This window comes from Limosilactobacillus vaginalis, from assembly GCF_025311515.1.
GTDB lineage: Bacteria > Bacillota > Bacilli > Lactobacillales > Lactobacillaceae > Limosilactobacillus > Limosilactobacillus vaginalis.
The window spans coordinates 1594068-1613381 of the sequence record NZ_CP104399.1 but is presented as its reverse complement, the minus strand read 5'-3'; the positions used below and the strand labels follow the sequence as shown (position 1 = coordinate 1613381).

At 43.1% G+C, this 19314-nt stretch carries 9 protein-coding genes and 1 pseudogene; 6 read left to right on the top strand and 4 right to left on the bottom strand.

From position 1 onward, the window contains the following. Window positions 1–50 precede the first annotated feature (50 nt). From N4627_RS08015 to N4627_RS08005, 3 genes and pseudogenes are all read left to right on the top strand, one after another. A pseudogene (locus tag N4627_RS08015) lies at window positions 51–1380 on the top strand (glycoside hydrolase family 13 protein); the annotation flags it as partial. A gap of 193 nt (window positions 1381–1573) precedes the next feature. Continuing rightward, complete coding sequence (locus N4627_RS08010; RefSeq protein WP_260964607.1) at window positions 1574–2497, top strand: IS30 family transposase; 924 nt, start codon at window positions 1574–1576, stop codon at window positions 2495–2497. 513 nt (window positions 2498–3010) lie between these two features. After that, entirely contained in the window at window positions 3011–11671 is an 8661-nt protein-coding gene (locus tag N4627_RS08005; protein WP_260964605.1) for an LEA family epithelial adhesin, read from the top strand. Between the two features lie 237 nt (window positions 11672–11908). Here the strand turns inward: N4627_RS08005 and tnpC are convergent, their stop codons facing one another. The 3 genes from tnpC to N4627_RS07990 form a co-directional block, all read right to left on the bottom strand. Next, window positions 11909–13450, bottom strand: a complete 1542-nt coding sequence (gene tnpC / locus N4627_RS08000; RefSeq protein WP_260964604.1) for an IS66 family transposase — start codon at window positions 13448–13450, stop codon at window positions 11909–11911. A 71-nt stretch (window positions 13451–13521) separates the two neighbouring features. Beyond that, complete coding sequence (tnpB, locus tag N4627_RS07995; protein ID WP_098045482.1) at window positions 13522–13878, bottom strand: IS66 family insertion sequence element accessory protein TnpB; 357 nt, start codon at window positions 13876–13878, stop codon at window positions 13522–13524. Next, entirely contained in the window at window positions 13868–14056 is a 189-nt protein-coding gene (locus tag N4627_RS07990) for a hypothetical protein (protein WP_260964601.1), read from the bottom strand. The genes tnpB and N4627_RS07990 overlap by 11 nt, the downstream gene beginning before the upstream one ends. Before the next feature lie 618 nt (window positions 14057–14674). Between N4627_RS07990 and N4627_RS07985 the strand changes: the two genes are divergently transcribed. The 3 genes from N4627_RS07985 to glsA all read left to right on the top strand — a co-directional run bounded on the left by N4627_RS07985 (window position 14675) and on the right by glsA (window position 17264). Continuing rightward, entirely contained in the window at window positions 14675–15541 is an 867-nt protein-coding gene (locus N4627_RS07985) for a TrmH family RNA methyltransferase (RefSeq protein ID WP_260964599.1), read from the top strand. Window positions 15542–15671: 130 nt separating this feature from the next. Continuing rightward, entirely contained in the window at window positions 15672–16304 is a 633-nt protein-coding gene (locus N4627_RS07980) for a GyrI-like domain-containing protein (protein ID WP_124031494.1), read from the top strand. Window positions 16305–16340: 36 nt separating this feature from the next. Next, complete coding sequence (glsA, locus tag N4627_RS07975; protein ID WP_240411669.1) at window positions 16341–17264, top strand: glutaminase A; 924 nt, start codon at window positions 16341–16343, stop codon at window positions 17262–17264. 89 nt (window positions 17265–17353) lie between these two features. Here the strand turns inward: glsA and N4627_RS07970 are convergent, their stop codons facing one another. Beyond that, complete coding sequence (locus N4627_RS07970) at window positions 17354–18766, bottom strand: Na+/H+ antiporter NhaC family protein (RefSeq protein WP_040530727.1); 1413 nt, start codon at window positions 18764–18766, stop codon at window positions 17354–17356. Window positions 18767–19314: the final 548 nt, after the last annotated feature.

Below are 19314 nucleotides of genomic sequence, written 5' to 3'. Positions count from 1 at the left end.
CGCCCCAAATCGGCTAGCAAGCTGGTTTGGGGCGTTTGTCTTCGAACCTCCGCACGGTTTGGTACCAGATTTTCCCCGATCGCTTTGCCAATGGTGATCAGTCCAACGACCCTGCTGGTACTAAAAAGTGGAATGCCAATGACCATCCTGGTCGTCAGGATTTCTATGGTGGTGACTTGCAGGGTGTACTGGACCACTCAAGCATTGGGTGTCAATGGGATCTACTTTAACCCGCTTTTTAAAGCCCCTTCTAACCATAAGTATGATACAGAAGACTATTACCAGATTGACCCTCACTTTGGTGACGCCGCCTTATTTAAGGAAGTGGTTGCCCAGGCTCACAAGCGGGGGATTAAGGTAATGCTAGATGCCGTCTTTAACCATATTGGTGATAAGTCGCCGCAGTGGCAGGACGTCCTTAAAAACGGCCAAAACTCGAAATATGCTGATTGGTTCCATGTTAATAAGTTCCCAGCAACTTACACGCCGACCAAGAACTTTGAATTTACCCCGGATGCAACTTACGATACCTTTGATTACACACCGCATATGCCGAAACTCAACACAGCTAACCCAGCAGTGCAGGATTACTTGTTGGGAATTGCCAAATATTGGATTGAAGAATTTGATATTGATGCTTGGCGGCTGGATGTGGCCAATGAAATTGACCACCACTTCTGGAAGAGGTTCCATCAGGAGACAACGGCCCTCAAACCAGATTTTTATATCCTAGGTGAGATTTGGCATACCTCGCAGGCGTGGCTGAACGGGGACGAATTTAGCGGGGTAATGAACTACAGCTACACCGGTGCTATTTTGGACCACTTCATCAACCACCGGCTTAGTGCGGAACGAATGAGTGATCAGCTTAGCAACCAGCTGATGAAGTACCGTGACCAGACTAATCAGATGATGTTTAATGTCTTGGATTCTCATGATACAGCGCGAATTATGACTCAGGCCCACGATAACCGGGACCTAGTCAAGCAAACTTTTGCCTTTACATTCTTGCAGCCTGGAACACCGTCAATTTACTATGGCACCGAGTACGGCATGGATGGAGACAATGATCCGGACTGTCGGAAGCCAATGAACTGGGCGCCTGACGATGATGCTCAAGAAATGCTTGCATATTTTAAGAAGCTAGTCGCATTGCGTCGTGACTATGCCGACCTAATTGCAGGCGGGACAATTGCATTTAATGTCCTGCCAATCGGGGTGGTGGAAGTTTCCCGTACAGGTGCTGGGAAAGTGCTTAAAGGGCTCTTTAACACTACGGGCGCACCAGCGGAGTTAGCAACCAGGGGCCAACTGCTTCTTAGTCAGGGAATGCAGGGGCACCAGCTGGCTCCAGACGGTTTTGCGATAACAATTGAATAACGAGTAGCGGGATGACTGGACAGCCAGCCGCTGCATTTTTATCATTAAAATAGCAAAGAGGTCGGGTTATTTCCCGGCCTCTTTTTAGTTATGGCAGATTGTAAAATTTAAGTTGAACATTTAAGTGGACAGAAAAACCCATCAAGGTCTTTAATGGTGTTACCTCAACATTCCATTAGAAAGAAGGACCTTAATGGGCACCACTATTTTATCATTCCAGAACCGTGTTGTCATTGAAACACTTCATAATGAAGGACGTTCCTTGCGATACATCGCTAACTACTTAGGCTTTAGTAAGACCACAGTCTTTAACGAACTTCACCGGCTAAATAGTGAGTACCGGGCTAAGCTAGCGCAAACTGACTTTGAACGCAAGGTTAGTCAACGGGGGCGGAAGTCTTCGCTCACTAAAAACCTTAAACACTTGATCGAGGAAAAGATTCAAGTCCAGAAGTGGTCCCCTGAACAAGTTGCCCATGTAGTTGGAATTGCCTACAAGACGGTCTATAACTGGATTGATCAAGGCTGGCTTGATGTACAGCTACCCGATTTGCCTGATCATGGAATTCGTCGTCATCGTGCTAAAGAAAAGCGTGGTACGTTCAGTCACGGCCGCTCCATTGAGGAGCGTTCTCATAAAGTCGAAACTCGCCAGGAATTCGGCCACTTTGAAGCTGATACCGTACTTTCTGGCAAACGTAAAGGTCAAGCTGTAGCCACTTTTGTGGAGCGTAAGAGTCGCCTGACAATTATTAAACGGCTCCATGGTCGCGACAGTCAATCCATGACTCAAGCCGTGCTTGAACTAGCTAGTCAACTTCAAGACAAGCTCAAGACGCTGACCGTAGATCATGGGAAAGAGTTCGCTAATTATCAGGCGATTGAACAGCTAACGGGTACTCAGGTTTACTTTGCCCATGCCTATTCACCGCACGAACGCGGTAGTAATGAGAACCGTAACCGAGTTTTGCGACGGTTTATTCCCAAGGGACAAGCCATTGAAGAACTAAGCGATCACAAGCTGATTCAAATTAATTGGTATTTGAATTTCCGGCCACTTAAATGTCTTAACTGGCATACACCAATCGAGATCTTCTTGCTTAATCTACGTTACTAAATTCGTTCAAGTTATTTCTTGCAATCTGCCGAAATTATAAACTAATTTTAAAATTGACAAAAATAAACTGATGCGATTGGTGTAATCAGCGCCGACCGCATCAGTTTTTTATGCGTGGCGGTGCCTGGACACGAGCTTAATAAAATTTAGTTTATAGGGGAGTAGCCCGACGGCGTTGGCCGCAACATTTTATTCGCAAAGAATTCACTAATCATATGCATTTCATTTATCATAAATAAACTGTTATGTTATAATGATAGTGAATTAGTAGCCAAAATGGATTATTACAACGATAATGTTTTTGATTTAGGAAGCGCTGCTAAAAGTGATAAATCAACGGTTGGATTTTAAATTTTTCGGTTGATTATATGAAAGGGGAATGAGGGTAGTGAGTAAGTAGCGGAATTTTGAAGAAATATTATATTCAACAATTAGGCTGATAGCTTAACGGTAGCGCTATTGTTCTGGTGTACTGCAATACACCACTAGTATTAAATTTAGGAGGTAAAAATAATGATGAAGCGACCTGAATTTTTAGAAACTAAGCGGACACCGCGTTATAGTTTACGTAAGCTTAACGTTGGTGTGGCTTCGGTATTATTAGGAGTAACCATTTTTGGAATTAACTTTACAGATCATTCTGTAAAGGCAGCAACCACAGAAAGCGTTGAAAAATCTAATGGTTTACCAACCATTGATTTGCAACAAACTGTATTGGGAACTACTGGACAAACTAATACTCAGAAAGAAACTAGTGCAACAGAAAAAGTTCGACAAGGTAGTGCAAGTAACAATGCAACAGCTAATAATTCTACAGAAGCTGCGCCAACCTCACAATCTTCACCAGAGACGCAAGGTAGCGCTCACACTGATATTAAATCATTAGCAGCTAAATCAGCAGCAAAATTAGCATTTATGAACTTAATGGCAGCTTCTGATACTGGTACTGATACTGGTGCTGGTACTGGTACAGGTACTAATACTGGTCGTGACAGAAGTGCAGCAGTTACAGTAAATCCAGATAACATTAATACTCAGCCAGATAAAGAAAATCAAAAATTGGCCAATGAGAATAATCTAACTTCTTCAGATAACCACAGTTCTAATATCTATAAAGGTAAAGATGGAAAGTATTACAAGATTGTAACTATTTATGGTAATGACTACGTTTACCATGCTGCTGATATTCAAGCTAATGGTACTGCTTTTGGGCAATATGCAACGTCAGCTGAAGATACTAAAAATAATATCAATATTTCTAAAGAAGATTTAGGAAATGGTAAGACCCGTTGGACTGTTGTTTTCTTTCCTCATAAGGGATTACAAAATGTTGGCAGTAACTTAAGTGGGTTACAATCTGCAAAATTTGGTATTGCTCTCACTAATGACTACCAAATCGTTGGTGATGTTGACATGGACATAACTACTGATCCTAATCAAACATTTGTAGCTCATACATTTAAGGACAATAGTAATAGATCTACTGACATTACAGTATCAAATCCATCACCTGAAGTGAAGTTTTCATTTAATCCTAACACAGATGTTGATCCAAATACTGGTTTAATTAATAGTAAAACCATGCCAGCTTATAACAATCAATATTTGCAAGGCCCATACTATTTCAATACTGATGCTTATGCTGGTCGTAGGAACTTATGGCAGACTTACTTTGAAGATGGGGTTGAATATAATAATGCATATGATGAGAGGATCCCTTATCTAGGTGGCAATCATGACTTTCATCTTAATAATTTTGAAATTAAAAATAAGACTGGAGTTGACGGTGCAAAACAGGGGAACAAAATCATTTATGACACACTGGGGTATAGGTTAAATTCTAAAAACGCTAATCCTAATGGCGTATTTAGCAGTGATAACTTTAACCAAGCAATGGAATTTAAGTCACAAGGTGTCAATGATCAATCACAATTTTCTTCTTATAAAATTTCCTTTACTACGCAACACACAGACTCTCATGAAGTAGAATTAACTACAGGTCCGAAAAATCAACAATTCTCAGGAATCGCAGCTAATATTTATTCTTTTCAGAATAAATACTATAACATGTTTTCTAGCTTATATGGTGAGCAGAGAGCACTGAATCCAGCTGATCCAGCTCATCCAGATGCACCATTAACACCATTAAACCCTAAAGATATTATTCCTAATTGGCAAATCGGTGAGGATGCTTTAGCTAAGATTAATAAAGATTATCTTAATAATGCACAAATTAATGCTTTAAGTAGTGAGATTCATAATAATGCTGCAGATCCAGATGCTTTAGCTAAGATTGTAGATCAAGGCAATGCCCTAAATGATGCAATGAAGAAACTGGGTAATAGTATCGGACAGTATGATTCTGATGGCAGTTTTGCTGATCATAAGGAAGATACAACAAAGGCATCTGATCGCTATAAATACGCAAATCCAGATAAAAAGGCAGCTTATGACAATGCAACTGAAGCAACTAAAGCTTTGATTAACAAAGATACAGGTGCCTATGCAGATCAAGCGACGGTAGAAAAGCTTACTGAAGCTGAAAATGATGCATGGTCTGCTCTTGATGGTGTGAAGCCCGACGCTGAGAAGATCACACCAAACGTTCCAGCCAAGGAACCAGTAGCAGATCCAAGCCACTTAACTCAACCTGAAAAAGATAAAGTTAAGAAGAATGTGGAAGACGCTAATAAGGATAAGTTCCCAGGTGGCACTACAGTTACAGTAGGCGATGATGGTACAGCAACGATTACCTACCCAGATCAGACTAAGTCAACTGATACAATCCCAGGTAGCGATTTGGTACGTCCAGAAACCGACGCTGAGAAGATCACACCAAACGTTCCAGCCAAGGAACCAGTAGCAGATCCAAGCCACTTAACTCAACCTGAAAAAGATAAAGTTAAGAAGAATGTGGAAGACGCTAATAAGGATAAGTTCCCAGGTGGCACTACAGTTACAGTAGGCGATGATGGTACAGCAACGATTACCTACCCAGATCAGACTAAGTCAACTGATACAATCCCAGGTAGCGATTTGGTACGTCCAGAAACCGACGCTGAGAAGATCACACCAAACGTTCCAGCCAAGGAACCAGTAGCAGATCCAAGCCACTTAACTCAACCTGAAAAAGATAAAGTTAAGAAGAATGTGGAAGACGCTAATAAGGATAAGTTCCCAGGTGGCACTACAGTTACAGTAGGCGATGATGGTACAGCAACGATTACCTACCCAGATCAGACTAAGTCAACTGATACAATCCCAGGTAGCGATTTGGTACGTCCAGAAACCGACGCTGAGAAGATCACACCAAACGTTCCAGCCAAGGAACCAGTAGCAGATCCAAGCCACTTAACTCAACCTGAAAAAGATAAAGTTAAGAAGAATGTGGAAGACGCTAATAAGGATAAGTTCCCAGGTGGCACTACAGTTACAGTAGGCGATGATGGTACAGCAACGATTACCTACCCAGATCAGACTAAGTCAACTGATACAATCCCAGGTAGCGATTTGGTACGTCCAGAAACCGACGCTGAGAAGATCACACCAAACGTTCCAGCCAAGGAACCAGTAGCAGATCCAAGCCACTTAACTCAACCTGAAAAAGATAAAGTTAAGAAGAATGTGGAAGACGCTAATAAGGATAAGTTCCCAGGTGGCACTACAGTTACAGTAGGCGATGATGGTACAGCAACGATTACCTACCCAGATCAGACTAAGTCAACTGATACAATCCCAGGTAGCGATTTGGTACGTCCAGAAACCGACGCTGAGAAGATCACACCAAACGTTCCAGCCAAGGAACCAGTAGCAGATCCAAGCCACTTAACTCAACCTGAAAAAGATAAAGTTAAGAAGAATGTGGAAGACGCTAATAAGGATAAGTTCCCAGGTGGCACTACAGTTACAGTAGGCGATGATGGTACAGCAACGATTACCTACCCAGATCAGACTAAGTCAACTGATACAATCCCAGGTAGCGATTTGGTACGTCCAGAAACCGACGCTGAGAAGATCACACCAAACGTTCCAGCCAAGGAACCAGTAGCAGATCCAAGCCACTTAACTCAACCTGAAAAAGATAAAGTTAAGAAGAATGTGGAAGACGCTAATAAGGATAAGTTCCCAGGTGGCACTACAGTTACAGTAGGCGATGATGGTACAGCAACGATTACCTACCCAGATCAGACTAAGTCAACTGATACAATCCCAGGTAGCGATTTGGTACGTCCAGAAACCGACGCTGAGAAGATCACACCAAACGTTCCAGCCAAGGAACCAGTAGCAGATCCAAGCCACTTAACTCAACCTGAAAAAGATAAAGTTAAGAAGAATGTGGAAGACGCTAATAAGGATAAGTTCCCAGGTGGCACTACAGTTACAGTAGGCGATGATGGTACAGCAACGATTACCTACCCAGATCAGACTAAGTCAACTGATACAATCCCAGGTAGCGATTTGGTACGTCCAGAAACCGACGCTGAGAAGATCACACCAAACGTTCCAGCCAAGGAACCAGTAGCAGATCCAAGCCACTTAACTCAACCTGAAAAAGATAAAGTTAAGAAGAATGTGGAAGACGCTAATAAGGATAAGTTCCCAGGTGGCACTACAGTTACAGTAGGCGATGATGGTACAGCAACGATTACCTACCCAGATCAGACTAAGTCAACTGATACAATCCCAGGTAGCGATTTGGTACGTCCAGAAACCGACGCTGAGAAGATCACACCAAACGTTCCAGCCAAGGAACCAGTAGCAGATCCAAGCCACTTAACTCAACCTGAAAAAGATAAAGTTAAGAAGAATGTGGAAGACGCTAATAAGGATAAGTTCCCAGGTGGCACTACAGTTACAGTAGGCGATGATGGTACAGCAACGATTACCTACCCAGATCAGACTAAGTCAACTGATACAATCCCAGGTAGCGATTTGGTACGTCCAGAAACCGACGCTGAGAAGATCACACCAAACGTTCCAGCCAAGGAACCAGTAGCAGATCCAAGCCACTTAACTCAACCTGAAAAAGATAAAGTTAAGAAGAATGTGGAAGACGCTAATAAGGATAAGTTCCCAGGTGGCACTACAGTTACAGTAGGCGATGATGGTACAGCAACGATTACCTACCCAGATCAGACTAAGTCAACTGATACAATCCCAGGTAGCGATTTGGTACGTCCAGAAACCGACGCTGAGAAGATCACACCAAACGTTCCAGCCAAGGAACCAGTAGCAGATCCAAGCCACTTAACTCAACCTGAAAAAGATAAAGTTAAGAAGAATGTGGAAGACGCTAATAAGGATAAGTTCCCAGGTGGCACTACAGTTACAGTAGGCGATGATGGTACAGCAACGATTACCTACCCAGATCAGACTAAGTCAACTGATACAATCCCAGGTAGCGATTTGGTACGTCCAGAAACCGACGCTGAGAAGATCACACCAAACGTTCCAGCCAAGGAACCAGTAGCAGATCCAAGCCACTTAACTCAACCTGAAAAAGATAAAGTTAAGAAGAATGTGGAAGACGCTAATAAGGATAAGTTCCCAGGTGGCACTACAGTTACAGTAGGCGATGATGGTACAGCAACGATTACCTACCCAGATCAGACTAAGTCAACTGATACAATCCCAGGTAGCGATTTGGTACGTCCAGAAACCGACGCTGAGAAGATCACACCAAACGTTCCAGCCAAGGAACCAGTAGCAGATCCAAGCCACTTAACTCAACCTGAAAAAGATAAAGTTAAGAAGAATGTGGAAGACGCTAATAAGGATAAGTTCCCAGGTGGCACTACAGTTACAGTAGGCGATGATGGTACAGCAACGATTACCTACCCAGATCAGACTAAGTCAACTGATACAATCCCAGGTAGCGATTTGGTACGTCCAGAAACCGACGCTGAGAAGATCACACCAAACGTTCCAGCCAAGGAACCAGTAGCAGATCCAAGCCACTTAACTCAACCTGAAAAAGATAAAGTTAAGAAGAATGTGGAAGACGCTAATAAGGATAAGTTCCCAGGTGGCACTACAGTTACAGTAGGCGATGATGGTACAGCAACGATTACCTACCCAGATCAGACTAAGTCAACTGATACAATCCCAGGTAGCGATTTGGTACGTCCAGAAACCGACGCTGAGAAGATCACACCAAACGTTCCAGCCAAGGAACCAGTAGCAGATCCAAGCCACTTAACTCAACCTGAAAAAGATAAAGTTAAGAAGAATGTGGAAGACGCTAATAAGGATAAGTTCCCAGGTGGCACTACAGTTACAGTAGGCGATGATGGTACAGCAACGATTACCTACCCAGATCAGACTAAGTCAACTGATACAATCCCAGGTAGCGATTTGGTACGTCCAGAAACCGACGCTGAGAAGATCACACCAAACGTTCCAGCCAAGGAACCAGTAGCAGATCCAAGCCACTTAACTCAACCTGAAAAAGATAAAGTTAAGAAGAATGTGGAAGACGCTAATAAGGATAAGTTCCCAGGTGGCACTACAGTTACAGTAGGCGATGATGGTACAGCAACGATTACCTACCCAGATCAGACTAAGTCAACTGATACAATCCCAGGTAGCGATTTGGTACGTCCAGAAACCGACGCTGAGAAGATCACACCAAACGTTCCAGCCAAGGAACCAGTAGCAGATCCAAGCCACTTAACTCAACCTGAAAAAGATAAAGTTAAGAAGAATGTGGAAGACGCTAATAAGGATAAGTTCCCAGGTGGCACTACAGTTACAGTAGGCGATGATGGTACAGCAACGATTACCTACCCAGATCAGACTAAGTCAACTGATACAATCCCAGGTAGCGATTTGGTACGTCCAGAAACCGACGCTGAGAAGATCACACCAAACGTTCCAGCCAAGGAACCAGTAGCAGATCCAAGCCACTTAACTCAACCTGAAAAAGATAAAGTTAAGAAGAATGTGGAAGACGCTAATAAGGATAAGTTCCCAGGTGGCACTACAGTTACAGTAGGCGATGATGGTACAGCAACGATTACCTACCCAGATCAGACTAAGTCAACTGATACAATCCCAGGTAGCGATTTGGTACGTCCAGAAACCGACGCTGAGAAGATCACACCAAACGTTCCAGCCAAGGAACCAGTAGCAGATCCAAGCCACTTAACTCAACCTGAAAAAGATAAAGTTAAGAAGAATGTGGAAGACGCTAATAAGGATAAGTTCCCAGGTGGCACTACAGTTACAGTAGGCGATGATGGTACAGCAACGATTACCTACCCAGATCAGACTAAGTCAACTGATACAATCCCAGGTAGCGATTTGGTACGTCCAGAAACCGACGCTGAGAAGATCACACCAAACGTTCCAGCCAAGGAACCAGTAGCAGATCCAAGCCACTTAACTCAACCTGAAAAAGATAAAGTTAAGAAGAATGTGGAAGACGCTAATAAGGATAAGTTCCCAGGTGGCACTACAGTTACAGTAGGCGATGATGGTACAGCAACGATTACCTACCCAGATCAGACTAAGTCAACTGATACAATCCCAGGTAGCGATTTGGTACGTCCAGAAACCGACGCTGAGAAGATCACACCAAACGTTCCAGCCAAGGAACCAGTAGCAGATCCAAGCCACTTAACTCAACCTGAAAAAGATAAAGTTAAGAAGAATGTGGAAGACGCTAATAAGGATAAGTTCCCAGGTGGCACTACAGTTACAGTAGGCGATGATGGTACAGCAACGATTACCTACCCAGATCAGACTAAGTCAACTGATACAATCCCAGGTAGCGATTTGGTACGTCCAGAAACCGACGCTGAGAAGATCACACCAAACGTTCCAGCCAAGGAACCAGTAGCAGATCCAAGCCACTTAACTCAACCTGAAAAAGATAAAGTTAAGAAGAATGTGGAAGACGCTAATAAGGATAAGTTCCCAGGTGGCACTACAGTTACAGTAGGCGATGATGGTACAGCAACGATTACCTACCCAGATCAGACTAAGTCAACTGATACAATCCCAGGTAGCGATTTGGTACGTCCAGAAACCGACGCTGAGAAGATCACACCAAACGTTCCAGCCAAGGAACCAGTAGCAGATCCAAGCCACTTAACTCAACCTGAAAAAGATAAAGTTAAGAAGAATGTGGAAGACGCTAATAAGGATAAGTTCCCAGGTGGCACTACAGTTACAGTAGGCGATGATGGTACAGCAACGATTACCTACCCAGATCAGACTAAGTCAACTGATACAATCCCAGGTAGCGATTTGGTACGTCCAGAAACCGACGCTGAGAAGATCACACCAAACGTTCCAGCCAAGGAACCAGTAGCAGATCCAAGCCACTTAACTCAACCTGAAAAAGATAAAGTTAAGAAGAATGTGGAAGACGCTAATAAGGATAAGTTCCCAGGTGGCACTACAGTTACAGTAGGCGATGATGGTACAGCAACGATTACCTACCCAGATCAGACTAAGTCAACTGATACAATCCCAGGTAGCGATTTGGTACGTCCAGAAACCGACGCTGATAAGAACACGCCAAACGTACCAGATGGCGACAAGGTTAAAGTCGATGACCCAACCAAGTTAACGGACGATGAAAAGAACGCCGTTAAGAACAAGGTTGACGAAGCGAACCCGAACCTGCCGGATGGGACGAAGGTCACGGTCGGTGACGATGGGACGACGACCATCACCTACCCAGATGGCTCCACGAATACGATTCCAGGTCACGACTTGGTAACGGGCAAGATGGATGCGGATAAATACCCACTGAACCCTGGGCAAGCGGTCGACGTGGTTGATCCGAACCACTTGACGCAAGCCGAACAAGACCAAGTCAAGGAAGCAATTCGGACGGCCAACCCAACGGCCCCAATTGCGACGATCACGGTTGATGCCGCCGGGAACGTACAAGTTACCTTTGCGGACGGTAGCACGACCACGTTACAGGCAAACCTGCACAAGCACGTGACTGAAGCAACTACTGGCTCGGCAACGAAGCCAGGCGCTGGAACCAATGGTAACCAAATGAAGGGCGCAACGTCAACGAACCAAACCGCAACTAAGCAACAAGCACAACAACACTTGCCACAGACTGGGGACCAACCAGCTACGTGGGCAATGTTGAGTGGGCTGGGCGTAGCCTTCCTCGGCTTGCTCGGTCTGAAGAAGAAGCGCGAAGACTAAGGTAATTAATTTACCACCGCGCAACGCATAAGAAAGGGCCCGGCCCTAACCAATTACGGTTAGGGTCGGGCCCTTTTTAGTAGCCAACAAACGTAAGCACGGTAAGCAGTCAATAACGTAAGCACCGAATAACAGCACGTCTATAGTAAGCAGTCAATGTAAGCAGTCAATAACGATACGTATTGAAAATAAATGAAAGGGCGTGAGCCGCGGCTTTTTACGGTTCACGCCCTTTCTCTAGTTATGACATACTTGTTGCACTTCTTCTGCCCACAGTAAAAAAGCCTCAATGTCGCTCCTTTTCTGGTTGGGTAGTCGATCAAACAGGTATTTGAAATACTTATATACATTTAGTTTATTAATTTTTGCTGTTGCCACTAACGTGTAATAAATCGCATTGGCTTCAGCTCCACGAACGCTTTTCGCAAACAAGCAGTTCTTACGAACCAAGGTTGTAAAACGGATCTCTCCTTCTAGCGAGTTATTGCTTAGGGGGATTTGTCCATTTTCAAAAATCCGATAGACTCTTGTCCGAAGCTTTAAGGCATTCTTGATGGCTGCACACAGCCGGCCCTGTGGTGAAGTGATACTTCCCAAGTACTGGTAAAACCTATCAAGCAACGGCTTCACATGAGTAATTCTTTGCTGCCGCTTTTCCTTTTCAGTTTGATATACTAATTCGTTTTCCTTATGGAAAACGGCCCCGAGTAGTTTTACCGCATGGAGAGCTTTCGAATACTTTAATTGCTTCTTACTCAGTAATTTAGTGATTCGAATAAACTCCCGACGAATATGAACTAAGCACGAGCCAAATCGGGCATTGGGATATAAACGATTACTGTAACCGCCATAGCCATCACACATGATAAAGCCCGGATAGCCCTGTCCGATAATATCGCCAATTACTTTTCCTGAGCGTGTATTACGATAGTGAAAAATCACCATCTGATGATGACTAAATTCGCTCGTGGTCTTGGTTGCCCAAAAATAGCTGGTATTTTTAGCTTCGTCAATGACCTTAAATGGCGTTTCATCCATTTGAATTACGTTTTCACCTTGCATTAATTGGGTTAGCCGTTCATACAGTGGCTTCAAGTATGTTTGACTAACTGTAATGATATTAGTGGCGAGTTGACGACCGCTAACTGGCAAGCCAACGGCTTGCCAAAGCTTTACTTGTCGATGAAAGGGTAAAGCTAAGGCAAATTTATATTCAGCTACTTTAGCCAAAACACTACTGGAAACATAACTGTGAGGCAATAATGATTGTGGCATCTGGCTACTAATGATCATATCTTTACCATCTTCGTCACAGTCATTACATTTATAGCTTTCTTGGTATAAATTCACACAGTACAACTCGGCAGGCTTTAGCCGGACTTCACGGCTATACAAATGATTACCAATCTTTTTCATCTGTTCATGGCACTTTGGACAATCCGTATTAGTTAAATGAATCGTCTTATCCACTTGAGGTAAACCATCCAAAAAAGCGGTCCGCTGACCAGAAGACTTGGCTTTCCGGTGACGCACCACTTGTTTTGTCTGCTTTTCAATCACTTCCGTGATTGAAACATTAGAATCTTGCAGCTGAGCTAGTTCATCATCACTAAGCAATGATTGCTGACCATCAACTACGGACTCAATTACTTCAGTTTTTTCCCAAAACATTTGGTTTTGTTGAAGCTTAATAATCGCTGTCAACTTATTAACCTGATCCTTCAAGGCTTTGATCTGCTGCTTAAGCTCTCGATTCTCTTCTACTAAGCTCTTACTCATAGTACGTCACCTCCCTTTAAATTATTCTTCGGTAATTATATCAAAGAACAACGGTTTTAAACAGAGGTAATTCAATAAAGGGTACCTGGTTGGGCAGCTTTGATCCGACGAACTGGCAACGGGTTTAATCCTTTCAGTAACCAATCCAATTGCCTGGCTGATAATTCTTTAGCTTCACTACTATGTCTTGGCCAGCTCAAATGACCATTCTCAAAACGCTTATAGAGTAAAATAAAGCCTTCACCGTCCCAAAGTAACCCTTTGAACCGATCATTACGTGACCCGCAAAAGAGGAACAGAGAATTATCGTATAACTCTAGTCCATAGTTTTCCGCGATAACCATCGCTAGCCCATCAATTCCTTTACGTAAATCAGTTTTCCCGCAAACTAGATAAACATGGTCTGGATCGTGCCAGTTAATGAGCATAACGCACCACAGCCTTTACAATCTCGGCCGCAAGGCTGGGATTGGTGCCTTTGAAAATTGTTAATTGGATATTTCCAGCTTTCCTTTTAACGACTGGCTGCGATGAAATTTTAGCCTTACTAACCGGCTTACCTTTGGCTTTGAAAACGGGTGCCACAATATCATGCTTCTCTTCCATAAAGAAATCCTCCTGTACTGAATCTTATGTTTTCAGTATAGGGGGATTGGTCGACCGCGCCTAGACGTATTGTTATTGACTGCTTACATAAAATAGATGATTTGAATGAATGGTGTACTAGAATGCAAAGAAATCGTGACTTATACAAAGACAATGCTATTAGTAACTTATTTAAGAGTATTTGCAAGAGCATCACTATATATAGTAATTAAAAACATTGACTATTAGTTATGTTAAGATATAATAATATATAGAAAATATGGCGGGAGCCGCTTCACCCCTTTATTAAGGGGTGTTGTATTTTTAAATGTAAAAAGGTGGTGGACGAAGTTGTTCATCGCTTTTTTTGTTACAATGGCGTTAATCTTTGGCAAAAAACATAATTATTCTGTTTGAACAGTATTGAAAGTGTAGTTGCCGAAGTTACTACCATTGAAGGCCCGCTATATTTTTGTAATATAAAGGTACAAAAAACGATATGCTAGGCGATAATTTTCATCGCTGTTAATTCTATAAAAATAACCACAGTGACGAGAAAAGTTGGTAGTTCAACACACAGTACGAAAAGCGTTAAAATAAATCTCATCACAGTAATACAAACGATAAGGTAGATTCAGCATGCATAACTTAATTTTTCTTACAGATTTAGCAAGACCCGATTTGGCTCCTTACGTCCGCCTGAATGAAGCTCAGCTCTTCCATGCCTTGGAACCGCAACCTGGATTGTTTATTGCGGAAAGTCCGAAGGTAATTGAACGAGCTTTACGGGCGGGGTATCAGCCGGCTTCCCTTTTGATTGAAAAAAAGGCGCTAGACCGAGACCTGGCTGATTTGGATCACGAAATGGCGATTAACCAAACGAGTGGCTTAGGGCAAACGCCAATTTATGTGGTTAGTAGCGAACTGCTTAGTCAGTTATCCGGGTACAATCTCTTGCGGGGTGCACTGGCTGCGATGCATCGGGTAAAGCGTCCAGATCTAGCTAGCTTTTTAGCAACGATGCCGAAAGCTCACCCACGAATTGCGGTTCTCGAAAGCGTAGTCAATCCAACCAATATTGGAGCAATTTTTCGTTCAGCGGCAGCTCTTGGAATAGATGGCGTAGTCGTGACGAGTGACTCTGCCGACCCGTTTTATCGGCGGGCTTCACGGGTATCAATGGGAACGGTTTTCCAAGTGCCGTGGACCTATGTTGACGCCAAACTCTGGCAAGCAGAAGGAATTAGCTTGCTTCATCGGTTGGGTTACAAAACCGCAGCGATGGCATTACGTCACAACACCGTTAATATTGACGATCCGCAACTGGATCAAGTGGATAAGCTTGCCATTATTCTTGGCTCAGAAGGTCCGGGTTTAAGAGAAAAAACAATTGCACAGAGTGATTTTACAATTAAGATCCCAATGGCACCGGGCGTGGACTCCTTAAATGTAGCCGCTGCCTCGGCCCTAGCCTTTTGGGAGCTAGGTAATCGGGAAGAAAATTGATGATCAAGAGAGTGGAACAGAACTAGCTTGTCTAGTTCATTGTGCCACTCTCAATTTTTTATTAAATTTGAAGATATAAACAGATATAAAATAGATTCGAGAATATAAAAAGTTATAAAGGAATAAAACAATGGCATACGATTTTAAAAAAGAACAAAAAGAACTTTATCGTCCAGGAAAACGACCGGCAATAATTAAAGTTCCGCCAATGAATTACCTTGCAGTGCAGGGGAAGGGTGATCCTAACGCTGAAAATGGTGAATATAATCAGGCACTTCAGCCCCTTTATGGGATTGCCTACACAATTAAGATGAGTAAGAAGGGTGATTACCAGATCCCTGGCTATTTTGACTTTGTTGTTCCACCGCTAGAGGGAATGTGGTGGCAACCAGGCGTTCAAGGTGTTGATTACCAGCATAAGGAGAAGTTTAACTTCATTTCGTTGATCCGGATGCCAGATTTTGTTACCACGGATGTCTTTGATTGGGCAATTAAAACGGCTACCGAAAAGAAACAGACTGACTTCTCTAAGGTTGAATTTAAGACCATTGATGAGGGATTATGTGCGCAAATACTCCACGTTGGACCATACGATGATGAACCGGCCACCGTTGAAAAGCTGCATGAATTTATTGCAAATAACGGCCTCAAGTTAGATATTAATGACCACCGTCACCACCACGAGATTTACTTATCCGATCCACGGCGGACAAAACCGGCTAACCTAAAAACTGTTCTTCGCTTACCAGTGAAAAAGCAATAGTAAGATAAAGAAAGTTTGTGGAATGGAGATGATCGAATGGTGTTAAATTTGAACGATGCAATTCAAGCCTGTTGGAAGCGGATCGATGAGGGGCAGGTGGCAACCTATATTCCGGTCCTTGCCAAGGTTGATCCTTACCAGTTAGGGGTATGTCTTTATAATGTCGATAGCGGAAAGAAAGACTGTGCTGGTGCATCTAATGTCCGCTTTGCAATCGAGAGTGTTTCTAAAGTCATTGCTCTCCTGTATGCAATTGAGCGCTTAGGGCTTACCACGGTTGAGGACCAGGTTGGTACCCGGCAAACAGGTTTTGCCTTTGATACGATTTTAAATATGGAAATTACTAAGGAAACCAAACCATTGAACCCGTTTGTCAACAGTGGAGCAATCCTGGTTTCGTCATTAATTGAAGAGGAGGACCACCTTTCCCCGTTTGACCAGATCCTTAACTTTACTCGGGAAATCTGCAATGATCCGCAAATTACCCTGAATGAAGAAATTTATCAATCCGAATTACGGACGGGGGACATGAACCGGTCACTCGCCTATTATCTGAAAGCTAAGGAAACGTTGGCCAATGATGTAACAACAAGCCTTGAGACTTACTTTAAGCAGTGCTCAATGATGGTTACCTGTGAAAGCCTTGCAAACTTGGGCGCAGTTTTGGCAAATGATGGGATCGCCCCGTGGAACGGTGAGCGGTTAATCTCCAGTGACGCAGCGACTTATACTAAATCCGTCATGATGACGACCGGCCTTTATAACCAGTCGGGGACTTACTCAGTTAAGATTGGTGTTCCAACAAAAAGCGGCGTTGGTGGCGGCTTAGTTGCTAGTGCACCCAAATACGGAATTGGGATTTTTAGCCCAGCTCTTGATCAAGCAGGAAATAGCGTTGCTGGTTTAGCGTTACTCGAAATGATCAGCCGTGAGTTAGATTTGGATATTTTTAAATATTAAGCTGGGAATTACTAGTAACATTTAGAGGCCGAAAAAGACATTTTGTCTTTCTCGGCCTCTTTCAGCTTTATTATTATTTTTTGAACTTCCTATTCGGTCACAACGTTAACCCGCTTTTGCGGAACCTTGACTAACATTCCAGCAATCACTGTAAAGATAGTGACGAGGAATGGGAAAAAGGCCCATGGAATGAACTGCAATGGGTTAATTTGCAGGGTAGTCGCGATGAAGACTCCGGAAACACTCCACGGGACAATGGCATTGACTGCAGCCCCGGCGTCGTTAAGGATCCGGGTGAGATCTACCCGTTTCAAACCAAGTTTATCAAATGAAGGTAAGAATGATTGACCGGGAAGGATAATGGCAAGGTAGTGTTCACCAACTAACAAGTTCACTCCGATACAGGTAATCGCGGTTGCTAGGGATAATCGACCTGGTGTTTTTACGATTCCGGTAAGGTGGTTAATAATTGTACTGATGATGTTGAATTTGATTAACAGACCACCAAGGGCAAGGGCAAAAACGATTAAAGCCAGTGAAGTCAGCATGCTTGAAATTCCACCCTTGGAAAGCAGGGTATCAATTGTCTTGTTACCGGTGTGAGAAACGAAACCGGTCATGATTGTCTTAGTAATTGTCGAAATGCTAGTGCTTGGCGCGTGGAACCAGCCAAGAAGGACGGCAAAGAGAGAACCAAGACCGAGTGAAGGAATTGCTGGTACTTGAAGGACTGCCAGGACAACTAAGAGGAGAACTGGCAATAAGGCCCAGCCGGAAACCCAGAAGCCGTTGCTCAAGCCGTTCATCATTTGGTGGACAGCAGCAAGGCTAACGTTTTTTGAGTTCAAGCCAAGGAAGGTGTAAAGAACGAGGCAGAGAGCCCAAGCGGGGATGTCGGTAGTGAGTAATGATTGAATATGCTTGTAGATACTGATTTCACCAACGCTTGCGGCTAAGTTAGTAGTACCGGAAAGCGGGGAGATGTTAGAACCACAAAAGGCTCCTGAAACGATGACCCCAGCAGTCAATCCTGGATTAATCTGTAAAGTGGCACCAATCCCAATGAAGGCAATCCCCATGGTGGAAACGGTAGTGAACGAACTCCCGCAGGCAACCCCGACTAAGGTACAAACAATGAAGACGGTCGGCAAGAAGAACTTAACGGAAATAATCTTGAAACCGAAGTACATGATTGTGGGGATGGTTCCTGAGAAGATCCAGGTAGCAATTAGGACCCCAATAGAAAGGAAAATTACTAATGGGTCAACCCCGGCACGAAGACCTTCCCGCATCCCGTCCATTACGGTTTGCCACTTAAAGCCGCGAAGATGACCGTAAACGGCAAGTACCATGAATGAGATAAAGAGGGGCGCTTGCGGCTCCTGCTTTTTGACAATAATCAGGTAACCTAGAATGCAAAGGATCCCGAAGAGGACTAGTAAACTTTCACCAAAACTGAATTTGGGTTCTGGATGATTCGTATCTTTCTTAAATAAACTCATAATCTTTCTCCTTAAATATAAAACCACCAGCTTGCAAGCAAAACTGCTCAACCTAGCTGGTGGTCTAATAGAAAGACGGAATTTATCGAAATGACTCACCATTACTAGGTTATGATCTCACCTAGCAATAGCTCACTAAATACAACTATGCTGAGGTGCGAACAGATTTGCCCGCACCATCATCGTGCAGACATTAAAGTTGCTGAGCATAGCGATAATAATACTTGGTACTTAGTGAATGAGTAGTCATATTTTATCTTTCCCTTCGTTAAATGATGCTTTTATTAAAACATTCTCATTTTAATCTGTCAATCTCTAATTTTGATTTTTTGCCAAAATTATCACTAAACCCATTAATGCTAAATTACTTTATTTTTTCTTTAAATAGCTTAATAATAGTATATAGAATGATAATTAAAATTAGTTCATGGTATAATCTATATGTAGACATATGGCTTGAATTTGACTTTTATTATTAATAACCTATCATTTTAAAAAATTAATGTTAACCAAGACCAGTTGGGAATTTTAGTGGTTAATTGGAAGAC

Coding starts and splice junctions, on each gene's coding strand:
- N4627_RS08010 (WP_260964607.1), top strand. CDS start 1,574: ATGGGCACCACTATTTTATCATTCCAGAACCGTGTTGTCATTGAAACA.
- N4627_RS08005 (WP_260964605.1), top strand. CDS start 3,011: ATGATGAAGCGACCTGAATTTTTAGAAACTAAGCGGACACCGCGTTAT.
- tnpC (WP_260964604.1), bottom strand. CDS start 13,450: ATGAGTAAGAGCTTAGTAGAAGAGAATCGAGAGCTTAAGCAGCAGATC.
- tnpB (WP_098045482.1), bottom strand. CDS start 13,878: ATGCTCATTAACTGGCACGATCCAGACCATGTTTATCTAGTTTGCGGG.
- N4627_RS07990 (WP_260964601.1), bottom strand. CDS start 14,056: ATGGAAGAGAAGCATGATATTGTGGCACCCGTTTTCAAAGCCAAAGGT.
- N4627_RS07985 (WP_260964599.1), top strand. CDS start 14,675: ATGCATAACTTAATTTTTCTTACAGATTTAGCAAGACCCGATTTGGCT.
- N4627_RS07980 (WP_124031494.1), top strand. CDS start 15,672: ATGGCATACGATTTTAAAAAAGAACAAAAAGAACTTTATCGTCCAGGA.
- glsA (WP_240411669.1), top strand. CDS start 16,341: ATGGTGTTAAATTTGAACGATGCAATTCAAGCCTGTTGGAAGCGGATC.
- N4627_RS07970 (WP_040530727.1), bottom strand. CDS start 18,766: ATGAGTTTATTTAAGAAAGATACGAATCATCCAGAACCCAAATTCAGT.